General features: G+C 67.1%; 21 protein-coding genes. 14 read left to right on the forward strand and 7 right to left on the reverse strand.

All coding sequences use genetic code 11. The features are described 5' to 3' along the window. Positions 1 to 4: 4 nt before the first annotated feature. Genes WC815_23140 through WC815_23155 form a run of 4 tightly spaced genes read right to left on the reverse strand, consistent with a single transcriptional unit; the run spans position 5 to position 2,930 of the window. Positions 5 to 385: a globin gene (locus tag WC815_23140; protein MFA5911684.1), complete on the reverse strand. Its 381-nt coding sequence runs from the start codon at positions 383 to 385 to the stop codon at positions 5 to 7. Next, complete coding sequence (locus WC815_23145; protein MFA5911685.1) at positions 375 to 677, reverse strand: hypothetical protein; 303 nt, start codon at positions 675 to 677, stop codon at positions 375 to 377. Before WC815_23145 ends, WC815_23140 begins: the two co-directional genes overlap by 11 nt. A 15-nt stretch (positions 678 to 692) precedes the next feature. After that, positions 693 to 1,622 (reverse strand): proline dehydrogenase family protein, encoded by a 930-nt coding sequence (locus WC815_23150; protein ID MFA5911686.1) that lies wholly within the window; start codon positions 1,620 to 1,622, stop codon positions 693 to 695. A gap of 12 nt (positions 1,623 to 1,634) precedes the next feature. Beyond that, positions 1,635 to 2,930 (reverse strand): MFS transporter, encoded by a 1,296-nt coding sequence (locus WC815_23155; protein ID MFA5911687.1) that lies wholly within the window; start codon positions 2,928 to 2,930, stop codon positions 1,635 to 1,637. A 240-nt stretch (positions 2,931 to 3,170) separates the two neighbouring features. Between WC815_23155 and WC815_23160 the strand changes: the two genes are divergently transcribed. After that, positions 3,171 to 3,449 carry a type II toxin-antitoxin system RelE/ParE family toxin gene (locus WC815_23160; protein MFA5911688.1) on the forward strand — a complete coding sequence of 93 codons (279 nt, stop codon included), beginning with the start codon at positions 3,171 to 3,173 and terminating at the stop codon, positions 3,447 to 3,449. Between the two features lie 12 nt (positions 3,450 to 3,461). Beyond that, the gene (locus WC815_23165) at positions 3,462 to 3,776 is read left to right on the forward strand and encodes a HigA family addiction module antitoxin (GenBank protein ID MFA5911689.1); all 315 of its coding nucleotides are present in this window, start codon (positions 3,462 to 3,464) and stop codon (positions 3,774 to 3,776) included. Positions 3,777 to 3,869: 93 nt separating this feature from the next. Here the strand turns inward: WC815_23165 and WC815_23170 are convergent, their stop codons facing one another. Further along, positions 3,870 to 6,515 (reverse strand): protein kinase, encoded by a 2,646-nt coding sequence (locus tag WC815_23170; protein MFA5911690.1) that lies wholly within the window; start codon positions 6,513 to 6,515, stop codon positions 3,870 to 3,872. 201 nt (positions 6,516 to 6,716) lie between these two features. Between WC815_23170 and WC815_23175 the strand changes: the two genes are divergently transcribed. Continuing rightward, positions 6,717 to 8,015 carry a glycosyltransferase gene (locus WC815_23175; protein MFA5911691.1) on the forward strand — a complete coding sequence of 433 codons (1,299 nt, stop codon included), beginning with the start codon at positions 6,717 to 6,719 and terminating at the stop codon, positions 8,013 to 8,015. A 62-nt stretch (positions 8,016 to 8,077) separates the two neighbouring features. Continuing rightward, entirely contained in the window at positions 8,078 to 8,569 is a 492-nt protein-coding gene (locus tag WC815_23180; protein ID MFA5911692.1) for a hypothetical protein, read from the forward strand. 56 nt (positions 8,570 to 8,625) lie between these two features. Here WC815_23180 and WC815_23185 read toward each other — a convergent pair whose 3' ends face one another. Further along, a complete protein-coding gene (locus WC815_23185; GenBank protein MFA5911693.1) occupies positions 8,626 to 9,774 on the reverse strand; it encodes a hypothetical protein in 1,149 nt (382 codons plus the stop codon). 102 nt (positions 9,775 to 9,876) lie between these two features. Here WC815_23185 and WC815_23190 point away from each other — a divergent pair, with 102 nt between their 5' ends. The 8 genes from WC815_23190 to WC815_23225 all read left to right on the forward strand — a co-directional run bounded on the left by WC815_23190 (position 9,877) and on the right by WC815_23225 (position 16,789). Continuing rightward, positions 9,877 to 10,860: an SMP-30/gluconolactonase/LRE family protein gene (locus tag WC815_23190; GenBank protein ID MFA5911694.1), complete on the forward strand. Its 984-nt coding sequence runs from the start codon at positions 9,877 to 9,879 to the stop codon at positions 10,858 to 10,860. Between the two features lie 33 nt (positions 10,861 to 10,893). Further along, on the forward strand, positions 10,894 to 11,142 hold the full coding sequence (locus WC815_23195) for a zinc ribbon domain-containing protein (protein ID MFA5911695.1): 249 nt from the start codon (positions 10,894 to 10,896) through the stop codon (positions 11,140 to 11,142). A gap of 60 nt (positions 11,143 to 11,202) precedes the next feature. Further along, the gene (lysW, locus tag WC815_23200) at positions 11,203 to 11,388 is read left to right on the forward strand and encodes a lysine biosynthesis protein LysW (protein MFA5911696.1); all 186 of its coding nucleotides are present in this window, start codon (positions 11,203 to 11,205) and stop codon (positions 11,386 to 11,388) included. After that, positions 11,381 to 12,322 carry a lysine biosynthesis protein LysX gene (gene lysX, locus WC815_23205; GenBank protein MFA5911697.1) on the forward strand — a complete coding sequence of 314 codons (942 nt, stop codon included), beginning with the start codon at positions 11,381 to 11,383 and terminating at the stop codon, positions 12,320 to 12,322. Before lysW ends, lysX begins: the two co-directional genes overlap by 8 nt. Before the next feature lie 2 nt (positions 12,323 to 12,324). Then, a complete protein-coding gene (argC, locus tag WC815_23210; GenBank protein MFA5911698.1) occupies positions 12,325 to 13,380 on the forward strand; it encodes an N-acetyl-gamma-glutamyl-phosphate reductase in 1,056 nt (351 codons plus the stop codon). A 56-nt stretch (positions 13,381 to 13,436) separates the two neighbouring features. Continuing rightward, entirely contained in the window at positions 13,437 to 14,240 is an 804-nt protein-coding gene (locus WC815_23215; protein MFA5911699.1) for a [LysW]-aminoadipate kinase, read from the forward strand. Positions 14,241 to 14,471: 231 nt separating this feature from the next. Continuing rightward, a complete protein-coding gene (locus WC815_23220) occupies positions 14,472 to 15,650 on the forward strand; it encodes an acetylornithine/succinylornithine family transaminase (GenBank protein MFA5911700.1) in 1,179 nt (392 codons plus the stop codon). Then, complete coding sequence (locus tag WC815_23225; GenBank protein MFA5911701.1) at positions 15,647 to 16,789, forward strand: M20/M25/M40 family metallo-hydrolase; 1,143 nt, start codon at positions 15,647 to 15,649, stop codon at positions 16,787 to 16,789. The genes WC815_23220 and WC815_23225 overlap by 4 nt, the downstream gene beginning before the upstream one ends. Before the next feature lie 121 nt (positions 16,790 to 16,910). On the opposite strand, the gene WC815_23230 is transcribed toward WC815_23225, so the two are convergent. Then, the gene (locus tag WC815_23230; protein MFA5911702.1) at positions 16,911 to 18,431 is read right to left on the reverse strand and encodes a M20/M25/M40 family metallo-hydrolase; all 1,521 of its coding nucleotides are present in this window, start codon (positions 18,429 to 18,431) and stop codon (positions 16,911 to 16,913) included. Positions 18,432 to 18,465: 34 nt separating this feature from the next. On the opposite strand from WC815_23230, the gene WC815_23235 reads away from it, so the two are divergent. Together WC815_23235 and WC815_23240 are read left to right on the forward strand one after the other, a co-directional pair. Beyond that, on the forward strand, positions 18,466 to 19,647 hold the full coding sequence (locus tag WC815_23235) for an alpha-hydroxy acid oxidase (protein ID MFA5911703.1): 1,182 nt from the start codon (positions 18,466 to 18,468) through the stop codon (positions 19,645 to 19,647). Positions 19,648 to 19,662: 15 nt separating this feature from the next. Continuing rightward, entirely contained in the window at positions 19,663 to 20,619 is a 957-nt protein-coding gene (locus WC815_23240; protein MFA5911704.1) for a pirin family protein, read from the forward strand. The last annotated feature ends 28 nt before the right edge of the window (positions 20,620 to 20,647 follow it).

Consider the following 20,647-nt stretch of genomic DNA (forward strand, 5'->3'; position numbering starts at 1 on the left):
GTGATCAGTCTCGGGAATTCATCAGGAACGTTGCGATCTGATGAAAGAACGCGCGCAGCACAACGTCTGCGTCGGCGGGTAGTGCCGCCTGATCCAGGGCTCGATCCATGAGCTCGACCCACCGATCCCGGGCGCGCTGATCCAGTTTGTAGGGATGGTGCCGCATGCGCAGGCGCGGGTGCCCGCGGCTCTCCTCGTAACGCGGCGGGCCACCGAAGCGCCCGACCAGGAAGTCGCGCAGCCGCAACTCGGCGCCCGCCATGTCGTCCGGCGGATACATGGGCCCAAGGAGGTCGTCGTGCGGCACCTGCGCGTAGAACGCGGCGACCAGCCGCGCGAACCCGTCTTCGCCGATGCGGGCGTAGAGGTCGCCTTCAGACAGCATCGGGCGTGCGGATCTTCTCGACCTTGCGATCGCGATCGTGGTTCAGCCGCTCGACGTCGCGGCGGTAGTGCTCCTCGATCGTCTGCCGCGCGTCGTGATCGGCCGACGACATCAGCTTGGTCTTGTAGAGAATCTCTTCCTGCGCCAGCTTGGCCGCGTAGGTCTTGCGAATCTCGGTGATCGCGGCCTTCTGTTCGCCGGTGAGCGGGTGTTCGGTGACGCCGGCGTCGGCGTCCTGCTTCTTGAGGCGCGCCATGGCCAGCTCGAGCGCGCTCTTCGGTTCGTCGTTCATCAGACGATGATACGCCTACCCGAACAGCGACTTCGCCACGAACCAGACGTTCGCGGGCCGTTCGGCGAGGCGGCGCATGTACCAGGGGAACCAGTAATCGCCGTAGGCAATCAGAACGCGCACCGAGGCGCCGTCTTCGGCGAGGCGGAGCTGCGTGGGCTTCTGGATGCCGTAGAGCATGTGGAACTCGAACTCCGCGGGCTTGGCGCCGGTGGCGGCGGCGTGGCGGCGGATGGCGTCGATCAGCGGCACGTCGTGGGTGCCGAACACCGCGCGGCCGCCGGCCGCGCGCGAGCCGGCGTCCAGCATCACCTGGGCCAGCGCGTAGTAGTTCGCGTCCACCTCGCTCTTCTTCGGAAAGGCCACCGTCGCCGGCTCGTTGTAGGCGCCCTTCACGAGCCGGATCCCGATGCCGCGGCCCATCAGCTCGACCAGGTCTTCGCGCGTGCGAAACAGGTAGGCCTGGAGGCACACGCCGACGCGCGGGAACTCGGCGCGCAGGCGGCGGGTCAGGTCGAGCGTGACCTCGACGTAGCTCGACTGCTCCATGTCGACCCAGAGGTAGTTGCCGGCGGCGTGGGTGCGCGCCGCCAGGTCGCGGAGGTGGCCGTAGGCCAGCTCGCGGTCGATGTCGAGTCCGAGCTGCGTCAGCTTGATCGACGGCTCGCACAACAGGTTGAGGGCGCGAATCTGGTCGATCCCCTCGAGGTAGTGCTCGGCCACGGCGTCGGCCTCGGCCAGGTCCTTGACGTTCTCGCCAAGCCGCGTGAACACCGCGGTGACGCCTTGCTTGGCCATGGCCCGCGCCGCCACCACCATGTCGTCGAACGACTCCCCGGGCATGAACCGGGATACGGCGCGGCGCACGAACGGCGCCCTGGTGCCGTTGTCACGGAGCCACTTGCTTTCGGAAGCCTTCAGAAAGAGGGTGCGGGCAACGCTCATGTCGCCAACATCCTATCCTTCCCCCTTCGCTGAAGCTACGGGGGACAGGTCCGCCTTCGCTGAAGCTATGGCCGACAGGCTTTCGCGCGGAGCGAGCGTATGCAGCGGGCCGATGCGCGCCAGCTGCGGAAACGCCGCCCCGACGATGGCGACGACGAGGAGCGTGGCGAAGCCGCCGCCCACCACCGACAATGTCGGCCCGAACAGCGCCGCCGTGGCGCCGCTCTCGAACGCCCCGAACTCGTTCGAGAAGCCCACGAACACGTAGTTGATGGCCGAGACGCGGCCCCGGAGGTGGTCCGGCGTGATGGTCTGTTCGAGCGTGAGCCGGATCACCACGCTGACGTTGTCGAACACCCCGGTCAGGAACAGGCACGCCATCGAGAGCGCGAACGAGCGCGACAGGCCGAAGCCAATGGTCGCCAGCCCGAACCCCGCCACCACTACCAGCAGGACGCGGCCCGGGCGTCGCCACGGCCGCAGCCGCGTGGTGACCAGCGCCATGACGAGCGCGCCGGCGCCGGGCGCGGCGCGCAGCCAGCCGAGCCCGGCCGGGCCGACGGCGAGGATGTCCTTGGCGAACATCGGCAGCAGCGCCACGGCGCCGCCAAAGAGGACGGCGAACAGATCCAGCGTGATGGCCGACAGGAACAGCGGGTTGTTGCGCACGAACCGGAAGCCGGCGAACACGTCGCCGGCGCTGCGGCGGCCGCTGGCCGGCGGCGGCACGCGCACCGGCATGGTGAACAGCATCGCCACGAAGATCACCTGCCCCACCGCCGCGACCGCAAAGGGCACCGCCGCGCCGCCCGTCGCCGCGATCAGCAGCCCGCCGATCGCCGGCCCGCTGATCGCCGCCAGCTGGAACGTGGACGACAGCCACGCGTTGGCGTTGGCAAACTCGCCGGGCGCGAGCAACTGCGGCAGGATGGTGTTGACCGACGGCGACGCAAACGCGCGCGCCGTGCCGATCAGCGCGAGCAGCGAGTAGATGGCCCAGATCGGGCCGTTGGCCGCCGCCACCAGCGCGAGCCCGATCGCCACCAGCGTGAGCAGGCCATGCGCGAAGATGCCGATGTTCCGGCGCGGATACCGATCGGCGGCATTGCCGGCGACGATCATCAGCACCAGCACCGGCGCCAGTTCGACGGCGCCGACCAGGCCCAGCGCCCAGGGATCGCCGGTGCGCTCGTAGAGCAGCCACCCGACCGCGACGTTGATCATCTGCCAGCCGGCAATCGCGGCGAAGCGGCCGATGGCGAACGACCGGACGAAGGGATGGCGGAGCGCGGCGTAGGCGTCGCTCACGCAGATGACACCAGCCCGTACCAGGGCCACAGACCTGTCCGCCGTAGCGCCCGGCGCGAAGGCGGATGACACCGATAACGCAGAATCACGTTCTCTAGGGTAACGGTTCTGGCCCCTGGGCTCATCGAAGTCTTGTCGGAGGCGGCTGGCGCTCCGTCGTGACCGGCGCCCGGTGCCGTGCCTCCAGTCCGAACCGTGCCGTCGCTTGCCGTATAACGTTAACCGTTATATTCTTGGCCGGTGATCAAGAGCTTTCGCTCTGCCGACACGCGGGCGTTGTTCGAAACGGGAAAGTCGAAGCGTTTCGGAGCCATCGTGGCGGTCGCCACGCGCAAGCTCACACAACTCGAGGCGGCAGCCACGCTGGAGTTCCTGCGGTCGCCCCCAGGCAATCATCTGGAAGCACTGAAAGGCGACCGGAAGGGTCAGCACAGTATCCGGATCAACGACCAGTGGCGCATTTGTTTTCGTTGGACGGCGGCCGGACCTGAAGATGTCGAGATTGTGGATTATCACTGACGGAGCATGGCGATGAAGACCAAGATCAAGATCAAGAACGGAATGCGGCCGGTTCACCCCGGTGAAGTGTTGCGGGAGGACTTCTTGCGGCCGGCTGGCCTGACCGCGAACGCCCTGGCCAACATCCTGCACGTGCCGGCACCACGCATCAACGACATCGTGCGCGAACGACGCGGGGTCTCCGCAGATACGGCGATGCGGCTGGCGCGGTATTTTGGTGGTGACGCCCACTCGTGGCTCAATCTTCAAGCCATTTATGACCTGCGTCTCGCGGAGCTGGCCAACGCGCGAAAGATCGCGCGCGAGATCATGCCGCTTGCGGGGTAGCGGACGTCAGGCCCGTTCTCAGACCCAGCGCTCATCGGCGTCAGCTGCAACCGGTCCTCCCACCGGCGGACCTGAGCACGTACCGGCCTCCTGCTAGGGTGTCGGTCCAACGGCGTTCAGCCACACCGACAGAATCCGCGAGGCGTCCGAGTCTCTTTCACCTTGCGGCTTCATTACGAGAAAACCCCGGCCATCCGGCAGCACGTCATATTGCTCGGTGCCAAAGGTGGGAACGAAGCCCAGGTCGAACAGCGCCTGGGGTGTCCCGAACTCCAGCCCGTCGCCCTTCGGCGTGACCCTCACGGACATCAGCGAGCCATCAAGCGCGGCGAAGAATAGCTCGCGCCCGTCGTGGCTCCAGGTGGGCTGCACCCCGCCTTCGGCAGACACCTGCCATCGCCGGTCGGCCTTCAGAAACGGCGACACGTACACTTCAGACCGCCCGCCTTCCTCGGTCTGGAACACGAGCCACTTGTTGTCTGGCGAGACTGAGGGCTGATCGATGCGTCCGGCCGCCGGCTTGACCAGCAACATCGGAGCGGCCTTGCCGTCGACGCGAGCGGCCCAGAGTTCGCGCGATGAGATGGCGTGATAGATGATGAACTGCCCATCAGGAGTCCAATCGTCCACCGAGGGTTGCAGCTGGTCGACGGCCAGCGTGCGCGGTTCGCCGCCGAATGCTGAAACGATCTTGATAAGCCGATTCGAACCCGAGTCAAAAGTGAAGGCGAGCTGCGACATGTCTGGCGACCACCGCCCGTCCGACGCATTCCCCGCTTGTAGAAACGTGAGTCGCGTGGTGGTCCCTCGCGCCATGTCAGCCAGCCAGAGATTCTGGCTGACCTCCCCGTCCGCCCGGTTGCCATACACAACCACCCGGCCGTCTGGCGAGACTTTCATGGTTGAGAGCCGCCCCTCGGCCAGATCGCGACCCGCAGGCTCACCGCGCCGGTCCACCACGACCAGTCGTCTGGTCGCATTTGGCATGGCCGTCCAGATAAGCGAACCACTTCGGGAAACCGAGAACGAGGCCCGGCCCGTCACGGCCGACAGACCCACCGGACCCGCGATCGAGCTTGACGATCCGGTAATCCTTCCGGTCGCGCTGTCGAACGCCGTTGATAGCAGTGCCTGGCGGTTGGGATCGACGTGAAACAGGCGGCCCCCACCGATCGCGACCGCGGTCGGGTCGGCCAGGACCTGCTCAACCGACATGGACGAAAGCGTGCCAAGCCATACGCCACGTTCATGACCCTGCCGCACGAACAGGTAGCGGCGTCCGTCGTCCAGGAACACTGGCTGGGTGTGGTTCTGGCAGCCCTGGTCACATGTCGTCTCGACCTGAACCGCTCCGCTCGTGGCATCCACTCGGATCAGCCCGCGGCCGTCCACCGGGGTCCGATTGCCGAGCAGAATGACACCGTTGGTGCCCCATGTTCCGCCCCAGATGTTGACGCCCCATTCCGTCGGGATGGAGGCCGCCAGTTGGATGGCGTCACCCTGCACCCCGACGAACTTCAAGGTGCTGCCGGTCCTGTACGCCAACCGCTGCCCGTCAGGCGACCAGATCGGATTCTCGGCTCCATCGGTTCCGGGAAGCGCACGCAATTCTCCGGTATCGAACCGACGAAGCCACAGCCGTTTCGATGCGGCATCAACCCCAGTAAAGGCCAGTATCGTCCCGTCCGGCGAGAGGGCCAGTTCGGCGATGCCACTACCGCCGACAGGTGCAAGGCTGACCGACGGCGGCAGATTCAGGTCGAACCGAACCGTCTCGCGCGCGACCACAGGATTCGTGATCGGCCCCACCTTCCACCCGGCCGCAAACGCCGTCGCGGCCAGAACCGTGCCGGCGACCAAGACCCATGCGCGGTTCCATGTCGGCACTTTCACGCCGGACGGCGAGGATGACGCGATGGGCGGAGCCGACCCTTCGATCGCGTAGCGGACCACCGCGACTTGCGAGACGCGCTTGCGAACGTCCTTCTCCAGACATCGCTGCAGTACTCGTCGAACCGCCTCCGGAAGTGATGGGGGCAGCAACGTCCAATCGGGTTCCTTGTGGACGATGGCGGCGAGCACGTCGGGAATGGTTTCGCCGTCGAAGGCACGCCGGCCGGTGAGCAATTCGAATAGCACGCAACCAAAGGACCACACGTCGGTGCGGCGGTCCACCGCCTTGACACGTGCCTGCTCGGGGCTCATGTAAGCGGCCGTTCCCAGAATGACGCCGGCGCGCGTCATTGCCGGTGTGGTGATGGTGGGGGAATTATCCGCCGTCGTGCTCATTGGATTCGTCTCGAACGCCTTCGCGAGACCGAAGTCGAGCACTTTCACGGTGCCGTCTGCTTTCACCTTGAGGTTCGCGGGCTTGAGGTCGCGATGCACAATGCCAATCGCGTGGGCGGCGTCGAGTCCATCGGCGATCTGGTCGGCAATCGCGAGGGCTTCATCGACCGGCACGGGGCCGCGTGACACGACCTGTGCCAGGTCCTCGCCTTCCACGAACTCCATCACGAGGGCCAGCGTGTCATCGGCCGACTCGAGACCGTGAACCTGAGCGATGTGGGGGTGGTTGAGGGCCGCCAGCGTCTGCGCCTCTCGCCGAAACCGGGCGAGCCGCTCCGCATCGCCGGCCAGCGCGACAGGCAGCACCTTCAACGCGACCTCGCGCTGGAGCTTCATGTCGCGCGCGCGGTAGACCTCTCCCATGCCACCCGCGCCGACGAGGGAAATCACTTCATATGTGCCGACACGCGAGCCCGGGGAAAGCGCCATTGATGTGAGGCGCGCTGATTATACCCGGCGCAACGGCAGGACGCGCCGATCTCCTCCGGGCTCGTCGGATCGAGGAGCCGGACGCGGCCTTGGCCATCCGCGTCGTCTGCGTCATCTGCGGCCCTGGCCGTGAGATCGGCGTAATCCCGTAGGATCAGCGTAATGAGAATCGGGGTTCAGGCCTGGGGCAGCGAAGGCGACATCCGTCCGCTGATCGCGATTGGCGCCGGCCTGGTCCAACGGGGGCACCTCGTCGAACTGGTCTACACCGACATCGCCAACCGGAGCTACGAAGCGGTGGCCGCGTCGCTCGGGATGACGGCGCGCGCGGTGGCGACGCCGGTGATCGCCGACGAAACCGAGCTCTACGAGATCGGCCTGCAGGCGATCTTCACCCGCAATCCCCTCACGCAGGGCAAGATCATCTTCGATCGGCTGCTCAAGCCGGTCGAAGGCGCGGTCTTCGATGCCGCCGTCGATCTCGTCGGGCGATGCGATTTACTGGTGACCCACTTGTTGCTCAACCAGGCGCGCGCCGCCGCGGAGCTGGCCGGCAAGCCGGCTGTCAGCGTGACCTTCGCGCACAACCTGGTGCCCTCGCGCCACATTCATCCGCAGGGCCTGCCCCACCTGGGCCAGACCGCCAACGCCATAGGCTGGGCCCTCGCGCGCTTCGTGCTGAACCGCGTCATGCGCGGGCCGGTGAACGACTTCCGCCGCCGCGTCGGCGTGCCGCCGGTCAAGGACCTGCTGCTCGATGGCTGGGCCTCGCACCTGCTCAACCTGATCGCCGTCAGCCCGGCGCTCTGTCCCGAGCCGCCGGACTGGCCGGCCTGGAATCGCGTGTGCGGCTTCCTCGCGCTGCCGTCAACGACCCACGAGCAGATCGCGCCGGAGCTCGAGGCGTTCATCAACGCCGGCCCGCCGCCGGTGTTCATGGGGTTCGGCAGCCTCATGCCGGTCAGCTCGTCATACCTCACCGACACGGTGGCCGTGATGAAAGAGGCGGTGCGGATGGCCGGGTGCCGCGCGATCATCCAGGCCGAGGTGCCGCCCGAGCGCGGCGATCGCCTGATGGTGGTCAGCCGGACGCCCCACGCGCAGCTCTTCCCGCGATGCGCGGCGGTGGTGCACCACTGCGGCGCCGGCACCACGCACACGACCCTGAAGGCGGGCGTTCCGTCGGTGGCCGTGCCGCACGTCTCCGATCAATTCGCGTGGGCCGGGGAGCTGCAACGGCTCGGCGTCGCCCCGCCGGCGGTGACCCGCCGGACCTTGACGGCGGCGAAACTGGCGCGGCGCCTCACCGAAGTGTTGGCAAACCCGGGCCTGCGGGCAAGGGCGGCGGCATTCGCCGCCCGTATGAAAGACGATGACGGCCCGGCGCGGGCGGCGGTGTTGATCGAAGAAGCGGCATCCGCCTTCGCGGCCAGGGGCCGCTTCGGCGGGACCATGCCGTAGCTCGCAGGCAAACTGAGCGAGCGTAGGCATGGAACTTGATTGCACCCCCTGAAAGGGAACCAATGGTCACCACAAGAGGACAGGGGTTTGTGCGGGCGGCGTTGCTTGTTGCGTGTTTCGCCGCACTGGCGCCCGGCGCGGCACAGGCACAGTCCTCAATAAGCTTCAGCGGCGGCGCCTCGATCGATCCGAAACAGGTCTACGCCGGCGTGGCCTGGGAGTCGCCCGACATCGGTGGCCGCTTCCGCTTGCGTCCCGGCATCGACGGCGGATTCGGGGACGGCCGCCGCCTCGGCACCATCAACATCGATCTCATCGTCAAGTTTCCGCTCGGGCAGACCGGGTGGTCCCTTATCCAGGGCGGCGGCCCCACCATCACCATCTCGAAGTTCACGGGCGAGTCCAGCGACGCCGCGCAAGAGATCCACGCCGGCGGCAGTTACCTGTTCGGCTTCCAGAACGACAACGGCTTCTTCGCCGAGTTCCGTGTCGGCGGCGGCAGCTACGTGCCGCAGTTGAAAATCGGGGCCGGCTGGTCCGTCGAGATCAAATAGAAAAGGGCGGCAGCGCTCGTCGCGCCACCGCCCTTTTGACTTCTAACTTTTAACTTCTATTTCTTGACGTAGCGCTGAACCTTGCGCGGGCCCACTTCGGCGCCGTAGATCACGCCGTTGGCGGCGGCCGCGACGCCTTCCGCGGCGAGCGTGCCCTTGGCAGTTGCGTCGGTATTGCTCGGATCAGGAATGAAGTACAGCACCTTGCCGTCCTTGGCGCTGCCGATGCGGATGCCGCGCAGCCACTTGCCGTGCGCGGGGTTGACCGATCCCGACTCCGAATCGGCGCCGTAGACCATGTCGTTCTTGTCGATGAAGATGCCGCTCAACCGGCTGAACTGGTACCAGGTGTCGAGCGTCTTGAAGGTCTGCGCGTCCAGGATCTGCACGCGGTTGTTCGCGCGATCGGCCACGAACAGGCGGCCCTTGGCGTCGAACGCCAGGCTGTGGGGCTGGTCGAACTCGCCTTCGAGGGCGGTGCCCTTCTTGCCGTACTGCGCCAGGAACTTGCCGGTCTTGTCGAACCTGATCAGGCGCGAGTTGGCGCCGCCGTGCCCTTCGGCCACGAGGATGTCGCCGTTGGGGTAGACGATCACGTCATTCGGCTGGTAGAACGACGCGGGGTCCGCGGCGTCGGCGCCCGGCGGGTTGCCGCCCGGCTTGCCGAGGGTGAGCAGCACCTTGCCCGCGGGGCTGAACTTGACCACCTGGTGGCCGACGACCTTCGCCGGCGCGGGTGGCAGCGGCGCATCCGCCGGCTGGCCCGGGCGGCGGCGCGGCAGGTTGTCGTTGCCGTCGGTCACCCAGATGTTGCCGTCGCGGTCCACGTGGATGCCGTGCGGGAAGACGAACATGCCCTGTCCGAAGCTCGCCACCATCTTGCCGGTCGAGTCGAACTTGAACACGGTGTTGAGCGGCGACATCTCGCCCTTCGCGGCGTCCCAGCACGAGTTGACCTGGCAGCGCTCGGCGACCCAGAAGCTCTTGCCGTCCTTGTCGATGTCGACGGCGCTGGTCGAGCCCCACGTGCGGCCCTCGGGCAGCTTCGCAAAGCCCTCAATCGTGTTGTAGGGGTTCGGCAAATCGTTGACCGGCGTCACCGCCACCCACGGCCCTGAGGGCGCTTGCGCCGCCGGCGCTTGCGCGACCAACCCATTGCCCAGTGCTCCGACCGCCACGACCCCGGCCGCTATCAGTAGACCCACTCGAAGTACACGTCCCATCAGATGCCTCCCCTTGAGCAGGAGATATTACACGGTTCCCGGGATAAGATTGTCCTTCTGGCTCAGCCCGGAAGAGGTAATTGCATGCGCGCTTTGACCGTCGCCATCCTCACGTCCCTGCTTGCGACCCCGGCCCAGGCCCAGGCGCCCGCGCCCCCGGTGGCCGCGGAAACCACGGCCACCGCCATTCCCGGCGTGATCGCCGCGGGCACCAGGGTCGAGGTAATCAAGAGCGGGTTCACCGGCACCGAAGGCCCCATTGGCCTGCCCGACGGCAGCCTGATCTTCACCGAGACCCAGGCCAACCGCATCACGAAGATCGACAACGACAACAACATCACGGCCTTCCTCGAGAACACCAACGGCTCCAACGGCCTGGCGTTCGACAGCAAGGGCCGCCTGATCTCGGTGCAAACCACGCCCGGCAAGACGCTGATCGGCGTGATCTACCCGAAGGGCCAGGAAGCGACGCTGTCTGACAACTTCGACGGCAAGCCGTACGGCCGCCCCAACGACCTGGTGGTGGACAAGAAGGGCGGCGTCTACTTCTCGGAGCCTGGTCCCAACGCCACACCGGGACAGGCGGCGCCCGCGCCGCCCCTGACTCCGGCGGTGTACTACGTGCCCGCCGGCGGCAAGTCGATGCGAATCGCCGACGGCATTGGCCGCCCGAACGGCATCCAGTTGAGCCCGGACGAGAAGACGCTCTACGTCAACGACACCAGCGGCGAGTACGTGCTGGCGTTCGACATCAAGGCCGACGGCACGGTCGGCAACCGCCGCAACTTCGCGAAGTACCCCACCGTCAACAAGACCCCAGCCGGCGCGTTCAACAGCGGCGCCGATGGCCTGGCCATCGACGCGGCCGGCCGCCTCTACGTGGTGTCGCTCGGCGGCGTCCACGTGTTCAACGCGAAGGGCGAGCTGCTCGGCACCATTCCGCTGTCGCTGCAGGGCCAGAACATCGCCTTTGCCGGCGCCGACAAGAAGACGCTGTTCATCGTCGGGCGCGGCGCCGCCTTCAAGGTCCGGTTGCTGGCCGAGGGATACAGGGGACGCGCAAAGTAGCGTCCGGCTTTAGCCGGACCACGGAGAACATCAATGCCGATCTTCGAATACGCCTGCAAGAAGTGCGGGAAAGAATTTGAAACGCTGGTCCGCCCCGGCTCCGGCGCGCCGGCGTGCCCGGCCTGCCAGGGCACCGAGCTGGAGAAGCTGCTGTCGATTCCGGCGGTGAAGTCCGAGTCCACGCACGCCCTGGCGCTGGGCGCGGCGAAGAAGCGCGACTCGAAGCAGGCCAACCACAACGCGCGGGTGCAGCGCGAGTACGAATTGCACCACAACGATTAGATCTAGTGATTTCTTGCCGATCGACCGATTGAGGCGCGGCTTCAAAGGACCCACAGACAGATGGCGATACAGACTGCTACGGGCACGGCGCAGTGCCCAGAGTGTTTGGCCGACGTCACCCTGACCAAGGTGATGCAGAACGAAATCACCCAGTGCCCCGGTTGCGGAGCCGAGCTCGAGATCGTCTCGCTCGAGCCCCTCACGCTGGCGCTGGCGCCGCAGGAGGAAGAGGACTGGGGTGAGTAACGTCAAGGTCGGCGTGCTCTACAGCCGCGTGCGGGTCGAAGAGAAGCTGCTGTTCGAGGCGTTCGAACGGCGCGGCATCGCGCTCGACCTGATCGACGATCAGAAGCTGATCTTCGACATCACCGACGTCACCAATCACCCCTTCAAGGACTACGACGTCATCGTCGAGCGCTGCATCAACCACAGCCGCGCCCTTTACAGCCTGAAGATCCTGAACGACCAGGGCGTGAAGACGGTGAACACCGCGATGTGCGCCGACATTTGCGGCAACAAGCTGATGACCACCAGCGCCCTGGCGGCCGCCGGCGTGGCGCAGCCGAAGGCGCTGGTCGCCTACACCGCGGAAAGCGCCATCGAGGCGATCGAGCGGCTGGGGTACCCGGTCGTGCTGAAGCCGACGGTGGGCTCGTGGGGCCGGCTGCTGAGCAAGGTCAACGACCGCGATGCCGCCGAAACCATCCTCGAGCACAAGGAAACGCTCGGCAGCTATCACCACAGCATCTTCTACATCCAGGAATACGTGAAGAAGCCGGGACGCGACATCCGCGCCTTCCAGGTGGGGCCGGAGACGATCTGCGCGATCTATCGCACGTCGCCGAACTGGATCACCAACACCGCCCGCGGCGGCTCATCCAGCAACTGCCCGATTACGCCGGAGCTGGCGGACATCTGCACGCGCGCGGCCCGCGCCTGCGGCGGCGGCATGGTCGCTCTCGACCTGTTCGAAGACCCGGACCGCGGCCTGCTGGTCAATGAAGTGAACTACACCATGGAGTTCCGCAACAGCATTGCGCCGACCAACGTGAACATCCCGGAGCGGATGGTGGACTTCTGCCTCCAGGTCGCCAAGGATGGTTGGAATGCCGCGAATGGCTGGAAGAACGGCGGCCCGCAACTGGCGTCGATCTCCCTCGCCGACGGCGCATCAGCGTAATTGTGACTACTCCGCTCACGGTTTCCATCATCGGCGCGTCCGGTTATACCGGCGGTGAACTGCTGCGGCTCGCGCTGGCGCATCCGAACATCGAGGTCAAGCAGGTCACGAGCGAACGGCTCGATGGGCAGTTCGTCCACTTCACGCATCCTAACCTGAGACGACGCACGCAATTGAAGTTCGTGCGGGCCGAGGCGGTCGAGAAGTGCGACCTGTTGTTTCTCGGGCTCCCGCATGGCAGCGCGATGAGCCGGATCGAGCATCTGTCGACGCTGGCCGATCGCATTGTCGATCTCAGCGCCGACTTCCGCCTGCGCGACGCCTCCAGCTACGACCAGTGGTACGGCAAGCCGCACACCAACCCGGGGTGGCTGAAGAAGTTCGTCTACGGCCTGCCGGAACTGCACCGCGAAGAGTTGAAGGCGGCGCACTACGTCAGCGGCGTCGGCTGCAACGCCACAGCGACGACGCTCGCGGTGTGGCCGTTGGCGGCGGCCGGCCTGATCGACACCGCGCGCGGCATCATTTGCGAGGTGAAGGTCGGCAGCAGCGAAGGCGGCGCCGCGTCGGCCGATTCCACGCACCATCCCGAGCGCGCCGGCGTGATGCGCAGCTTCGCGCCCACCGGCCATCGCCACACCGCGGAAGTGCTGCAGGCCCTCGCGCTCAAGGACGTCGTCACCGGCGTGCACCTGAGCGCCACCGCCGTGGACAACGTCCGCGGCGTGCTGGCCACCGCGCATGTGTTCGTGAAGCCCGGCACGGTCGAGAAAGACGTGTGGAAGGCGTATCGCGAGGCCTACCACGCCGAGCCGTTCGTGCGCATCGTCAAGGAGCGCACGGGGCTGTACCGGTATCCCGAGCCGAAGATCCTGTCGGGGAGCAATTACGCGGATGTCGGGTTCGAGATGGATCCGGCCACCGGCCGCGTGGTGGCACTGTGCGCGATCGACAACCTGATGAAGGGTGCGGCAGGCACGGCCCTGCAGTGCGCCAACATCATGATGGGGTGGGACGAGACGCTCGGCCTCGACTTCCCCGGCCTTCACCCGATCTAGGGGTCTGACCCCGCGAGGGCTGTTTCAGAAGGGGTCTGACCCCTTCGCAGGTGAACATGATCGTTGTGAAGGTGGGCGGCGGGACGTCGCTCAATATCGATGCGGTGGTCGCCGACATCGTGGCCTTGCGTGCGAAGGGCACCGACCTGCTGTTGGTGCACGGCGGCGCGCAGACGACCAATGCGGTGGCCGAGGCGCTGGGGCACCCCGCGCAGTTCGTGACCAGCGAGACCGGTCACGTCAGCCGGCGCACCGATCGCCGCACCCTCGAGATTTTCGAGATGGTCTATTGCGGGCAGCTCAACAAGATGTGGGTCGAGAAGCTTCAGCAGAAGGGCGTCAACGCCGTCGGCCTGTCGGGCCTGGACGGCCGCATCTTCGAAGGCACGCGCAAAGACACCTTGCGCATCCGCGTGGACGGCCGCCGCATGGTGTTGCGAGACGACTGGACGGGCACGGTCGAGAAGGTCAATGCCGGGCTGCTGAAGACGCTGATCGGCGCCGGCTACTTCCCCGTCCTCACCCCGCCGGGCTCGTCAACGGCCGGCGAGGCGATCAACGTCGACGGCGATCGCGCCGCCGCCATGGTGGCGGGCGCATTCAACGCCGATGCCCTCGTCATCCTCACCGACCAGGTCGGGCTGTTGCGGACGTTTCCGGACGAGTCCACGCTCATCACCGAGATCCCGAAGGCCCAGGCCGATCGCTTCATGGAGTTTGCCGAGGGGCGGATGAAGAAGAAGGTGATGGGCGCGGTCGAGGCGATCGCCGAGGGCGTCGGCAAGGTGATCTTCGCCGACGGCCGCGTGGATGAACCCATCTCGCGCGCGCTGGCCGGCGCGGGGACGCACATCAGTTAAATCAGAGCCGCAGATGACGCAGATGACGCAGAGACCCACGACCGGCGAGCGCGGCGTAGCCGCGCCGACGGCGCGACGAGGGCCACGGGACATGAGCCAACCCCGACGACCGAAGGCTCATGTCCCGTGGCCTTCATCGCGCCATGCCCGGCCGCTTCGCGGCCGGCCGCCGGTCGGTCTCTCGTCTGCATCTGTGTCATCTGTGTCATCTGTGGCCCTGGATTCGAACACATGAACTACGCAGAAGTCGAAGAACGCATTCTCGGCGGCACCACCGCCCGTCGTGGTGATGTCGTCATCACCCGTGGCGCAGGCTCGTGGGTCTACGACGAGACCGGCAAGAAGTACCTCGACCTGGGTTCGGCGCAGGGCGTCGCCATGCTCGGCCATTGCCATCCCCGCGTGGTCGAGGCCATCTGCCGGCAGGCGGAGACGCTGACGCTGTGCCCTAACTATCTCTACAACGACACCCGCGCGGAGTTCGCGCAGGCGCTGGTGAACGTGCTGCCGAAGCACCTGCCGCACGTCTTTCTCGCCAACAGCGGCGCGGAAGCGGTGGACGGCGCGCTGAAGTTCGCGCGCCTCTTCACCAGGCGCCCGGCCTTTGTCGCCACCACCAAGGGCTTCCACGGCCGCACCATCGGCGCGCTCTCGGTGACGTGGGAGCCGAAGTATCGCGAAGGCTTCCTGCCCTTGCTGGACACCACGCACGTGCAGTTCAACGACGCGGCGGCGCTCGACCGGGCCATCACCGACCAGACCGCCGCGGTGATCCTCGAAGTGGTCCAGGGCGAAAGCGGCGTCAACGTCGGCACGCCGGACTTCCTGCAGTCGGCCCAGCGGCTATGCCGTGAGCGCGGCGCCCTGCTGATCGTGGACGAGATCCAGACCGGATTCGGCCGCACCGGCAAGTGGTTCGCGGTCGAGCACGCGGGCATCGAGCCCGACATCATGTGCCTGGCCAAGGGCCTCGGCGGCGGGTTCCCGATGGGCGCCTTCGCCTACACCAAGGCCATCCGCGACGTGCTCACGCAGGGCGCGCACGGCAGCACCTTCGGCGGCTCTCCGCTCGCGTGCGCGGCGGGCCTCGCCGCGATCCAGGCCTACCAGGACGAAGGGCTGATCAAGCGCAGCGCCACGCTCGGCGCGCACATGCGCAACACCCTGCGCAGCGCCCTCGAGGGCGTGGCGGCGGTGCGCGACATCCGCGGCCTCGGCCTGATGATCGCCGTCGAGCTGCGCACCAAGGTGGCGCCCGTGCTCAAGAGCCTCATGCTCAAGCACGGCGTGATCGCGTTGCCGGCCGGCCCCACCGTGCTGCGGCTGTTGCCGCCGCTGGTGATCACGGAAAGCGAGATCGATTTCGGCGTGCAGGCCATCGCCAAGGCGATCAAGGAGCTCACGGCGTGATCGACCGCGCCGCCGCCGTCGAGTTGATTCGCGGCCTGGTCGCCATTCCCTCGCTGTCGCGGCAGGAAGCGCCGGCGGCGGCATGGCTGGTCGAGCAGATGCGCGCGCTCGGCTACGATCGCGCATTTGTCGATGACGCGGGCAATGCCGTCGGCGAGCTCGGCGACCCGTTGGCGCCGCGCACCATCGTCCTGCTCGGCCACATCGACACCGTGCCGGGCCACATCCCCGTCCGCATCGAGCCGTCCGCGGACGGCGACATCCTCTACGGCCGCGGCAGCGTCGACGCCAAGGGGCCGCTCGCCACCTTCGTCGCCGGCGCGGCGAGGTTCGGCGCCGCCCGCGCGCGTGAAGCCGGACTGCGGGTGGTGGTGGCCGGCGCCGTGGAGGAAGAGGCGGCCACCAGCAAGGGCGCGCGCTTCATCGCGTCACGCTTCGACGGCACGAAGGAACCGATCCCGGCGGCCTGCATCATCGGCGAGCCGAGCCACTGGAACCGCGTGACGCTGGGCTACAAGGGACGCTTGCTGCTCGACTTGAGCGCGGACCAGCCGATGGCCCACACCGCCGGGCCGGACGCGAGCGTGGCCGCCGTCGTGGTGGATCTGTGGAACTGGGTCACCGCCCACGCCGCGCGCCACAACGAGGGCAAGGCCAAGGCCTTCGATCAGCTCAGCCCCAGCCTCCGCCGCTTCATCACCTCCACCAACGACGCGATGCACGACCTCGTGGATGCGCAGTTCGCGTGGCGGTTGCCGGTGGGCTTTGATGCCGAGCCGTTCATGAACGAGCTGCGCGCCTGGGCCACCGGCAACCTCCACGGCACGCCGACCACCTTCGACTTCCGGTTCCGGGGATGGGAACGGCCGTGGCGCGGCGACCGCAACAACGCGCTGGTCCGCAGCTTCCTGGCGGGCGTCCGCACCGAAGATCCGGCCGCGCAATTGGGATTCGTGCTGAAGACCGGCACCAGCGACATGAACGTGGTGGCGCCGGTGTGGAAGTGCCCGATCGTCGCCTATGGGCCGGGAGACAGCGCCCTCGATCACACACCGAAGGAGCACCTGCCACTCGATGAGTATTGGAAAGCCGTCAACGTGATCGAGCACACGCTGGCCGCCTTCTCAGCCGCAGACTAATGACAGCCGCAGATTAGACGCACACTAAAGACAGCCGCAGATTACGCCGCAGATTAAACACTGATCTTGTTTTCTCTGCTTTTTTGTCGGTGGCTAATCTGCGTCCAATCTGTGGCTGTTCCTACCTGCGGCCCATTGTCACAAGCGCCGCGAATATATCGACGGCCTCCCAGAGGTGGCCGACCCGGAGATTTTCGTTGACCGCGTGCTGATTGTTGTCGAAGTTGACGACCGCCAGGCCGATGGTCGGCATCTTCAAATCATCGTGAAACGTCGAGAACGGCAGGCTGCCGCCGATGGTCGGCATCTGCACCAGCCGCTGATCGAGGGCGCGAATGGCGTCGGCGGCCATCGCCGTCCGCGGGTCGTCCATCGATCCCTTGCCAATCGGAAAGCCCTTGCCGGTTTGCGTGACCCGCGCCATCCGCGGGTACTTGCGGCGGGTGGCGGCATCGGGCGGCCCGTCAACGATGAAGTAGCCCTGGTCGCGAATGTGGGCGACCAGCCGGTCGAACTGGGTCTTCTCATCCAGGCCCTTCACCAGCCGCATCTCGACGCGGCCGGCCGCCGAGCCCGAGACGGCGTTGCGTGCGTTCGCGCCCAAGGTGCCTGACTGCAGCCCGGCCACCGTCAGCGTCGGGCGATTGTGCTGCAGCTCGATGCGGCTGTCGGGATGCTCGGCCCGCGCGAGGCCGAACTGCTCGAGCAGCTTCTGGTCGACATTGGGAATCTCGTCGATGGCGCGGCGCTCGGTTGCCGTCAGCGGCACCACGCCGTCGTAGAAGTCCTTGATGATGACGTTGCCGGCGTCGTCTTTCATCGACGCCATCAGCTTCGCCAGCGCCATCGCCGGATCGGTGACGAAATTGCCGTAGTTGCCGCTGTGCAGGTCGCCGGTGGCGCCGTAGATCGTGATCTCAGCGCCGGTGACGCCGCGCGAGCCGTAGAACACGGTCGGCAGTCCGCTGGGGTGGCGCGGGCTGTCAACGACAATGGCGAGGTCGCTGCGCACGGCGGCGGCATTCGCGGTCATGGCAGCGGTGAAGTTCGGCGAGCCGGCTTCTTCCTCGCCATCCAGCACCACCCGCAACGACCACGGCAGCGTCGCGCGCGTCTCGATCAGCCCGTCCATCGCCGCCAGGAACGCCACGATCGGCCCCTTGTCGTCGGCGACCGCGCGGGCATAGATGCGGACGTCCGGATCGATCGGACCGGTGGACGCGGCCACGTCGAACGGCGCCGGCCCACGGAACGCCTTCGGCGCGAACGGCGCGCCCATGGTCCAGTCTTTCGCCTCGGTGGGCTGGCCGTCGTAGTGCATGTAGAACGTCAAGGTGCCGACCGCATTCGGCGTGTCGCGCCGCGCGACCAGCGCGGGGGAACCGGGCGTCGCAATCCGGCTGACGGCGAACCCGCGTTTCTCGAACATCACGGTCAGCGCGTCGGCGTTCTTGAGGATGTCGGCCTTGTTGGAGGCGATGTTGGGCAATGACACGAGCTGGATCAGCTCGGCGAGAATCTGGCGCTCGTGGGCGGCGCGCCATTCGCGGACCCGGACCACCGCCGGCGTGGGCGCGGCGGCCAGCGCCGCGCCACCGAGGACCACGGCTGCCGCCACCAGTGCGCGAATGACTCGGTTCATGCAGGCAGTATAGCTGGGGGTACAATCGGCGCCCATGTCCAGCGTTGCCTCCCCGCACGTCGTCACCATCGAGGACCTCCGGCGCAAGGCCAGGCGGCGGCTGCCCCGCATGGCCTTCGACTACATCGACGGCGGCGCCGAGCGCGAGTGGACGCTGCGCGAGAACTGCCGCGCCTTTGAGGACGTGCTGTTCCGGCCGCGCTCGGCCGTGGCCACGGCCAGTTGCGAATTGAAGACCACGGTGCTCGGCACCGCGATCGACCTCCCCTTCGTCCTCGCCCCGGTCGGCAGCAGCCGGATGTTCTACCCGCGCGGCGAAGAGCAGGCGGCGCGCGCGGCCGGCAAGGCGGGCACGATCTATTCGCTCTCGACGCTGTCGGGCTGCCGCCTCGAAGACGTCAAGGCCGCCACCAGCGGACCGGCGTGGTACCAGCTCTACCTCGTGGGCGGACGGGACGTGGCAATGGGCGCGATCGACCGCGCCAGGGCCGCGGGATACCAGGCGCTGATCGTCACCATCGACACGCCGGTGGCCGGCATGCGCGAGCGCGACCCGCGGAACGGCGTCAAGGAACTGATCGCCCGCAACCTGTCCACGATCCCTTACCTGGGACAGATGATCTCCCGGCCGTCCTGGCTGTACGGCTTCTTCAGCGACGGCGGCCTCATGAGCTTCCCGAACATCGTCATCAACGGCGCGCCCATGGGCTATGCCGACGTCGGCGCCGCGCTCGAGCAGTCGATGGTCTCGTGGGATGACTTCCGCTGGATCCGCGAGGCCTGGAAGGGGCCGGTGGTCGTCAAGGGTGTGCACACCGCGGACGATGCGCGGCGGGCGGTTGGGGAAGGGGCCGAGGCGATCGTGGTCTCGAATCACGGCGCCCGCCAGCTCGATGGCGTGGCGCCGACGTTGCGCGTGCTGCCGGAAGTGGTCGCCGCGGTGACCGGCCAGACCGAAATCCTGCTGGACGGCGGCATTCGTCGCGGCAGCGACATCGTGAAGGCCCTGTGCATGGGCGCCCGGGCCGTGCTGATCGGCCGGGCCTACGCCTATGGCTTGGGCGCCGCGGGCGAGCCGGGCGTGGCGCGCGCCATCGACATCCTGCGGACGGACGTGGTGCGGACGATGAAACTGCTTGGGTGCGGGAGCATCAAAGATCTCGACGGCTCATACGTCGACGTTCCCGCCGAGTGGCTGGCAAAGCTCCCTCGGTAAGACCAAGGATTTCTCATGTCTATTCGCCCCGTCAAGCAGGTCATCACGGCGCAGCCCACCATGGAAGGCGCCGGCGTCAAGCTGCACCGCGGCTTCGGCTTCGGCAAGACCACAGACTTCGACCCGTTCCTCCTCTTCGATGACTTCCGCAGCGAGCGCCCCGACGACTACCTCGCCGGGTTCCCGTGGCATCCCCATCGCGGCATCGAGACCATCACCTACGTGCTCGCCGGCACCGTCGCGCACGGCGACAGCCTGGGCAACCGCGGCTCGCTCGGCGCCGGCGACGTGCAGTGGATGACCGCCGGCAGCGGCATCCTCCACCAGGAAATGCCGCAAGGCGACCCGCAGGGGCGCATGCACGGCTTCCAGCTGTGGGCCAACCTGCCGAAGTCGCTCAAGATGACCGACCCGCGCTACCAGGACGTGGCCGCGAAAGACATCCCCGAGATCACCGACGATGACGGCACGCACGTGCGCGTGGTGTGCGGTGAGTTCTGGGGGAAAAAGGGGCCGGTCGAAGGCGTCGCGGCGGACCCGCGCTACCTCGATATCTCGGTGGCGCCCGGCCGCACCAAGCGGCTCGCGGTCGAAGCCTCGCGCCATGCGTTTGCCTACGTCTTCGCCGGGTCGGGTGCGTTCCGCGATGCCTCGAAGCCGCTCCCCGTGCAGACGGAGCTGGTGGGCGTCTCGGACGACGCCACGCCCTTCGACTCGCAAGCGGTCGAATTCGACCGCATGCTCGCTCAGGACAGGCCGTCGATGCTCGGCAACCGCTCGCTGGTCCTGTTCGACAGCGGTGACGAGATCACCGTGACCGCCGGCGACGAGGGCATCCGCTTCCTGCTGGTGTCGGGGCGGCCACTCGAAGAGCCGGTCGCGTGGTACGGCCCCATCGTGATGAACTCGCGATCGGAGTTGCAGCAGGCCTATGCCGAGCTGCAGAATGGGACCTTCATCAAGCATCGCTAATCCTGCGGGCCCGTGGTCCCGCCTTGAA

The organism is Vicinamibacterales bacterium, assembly GCA_041659285.1.
Classification (GTDB): Bacteria; Acidobacteriota; Vicinamibacteria; order Vicinamibacterales; family UBA2999; genus 12-FULL-67-14b.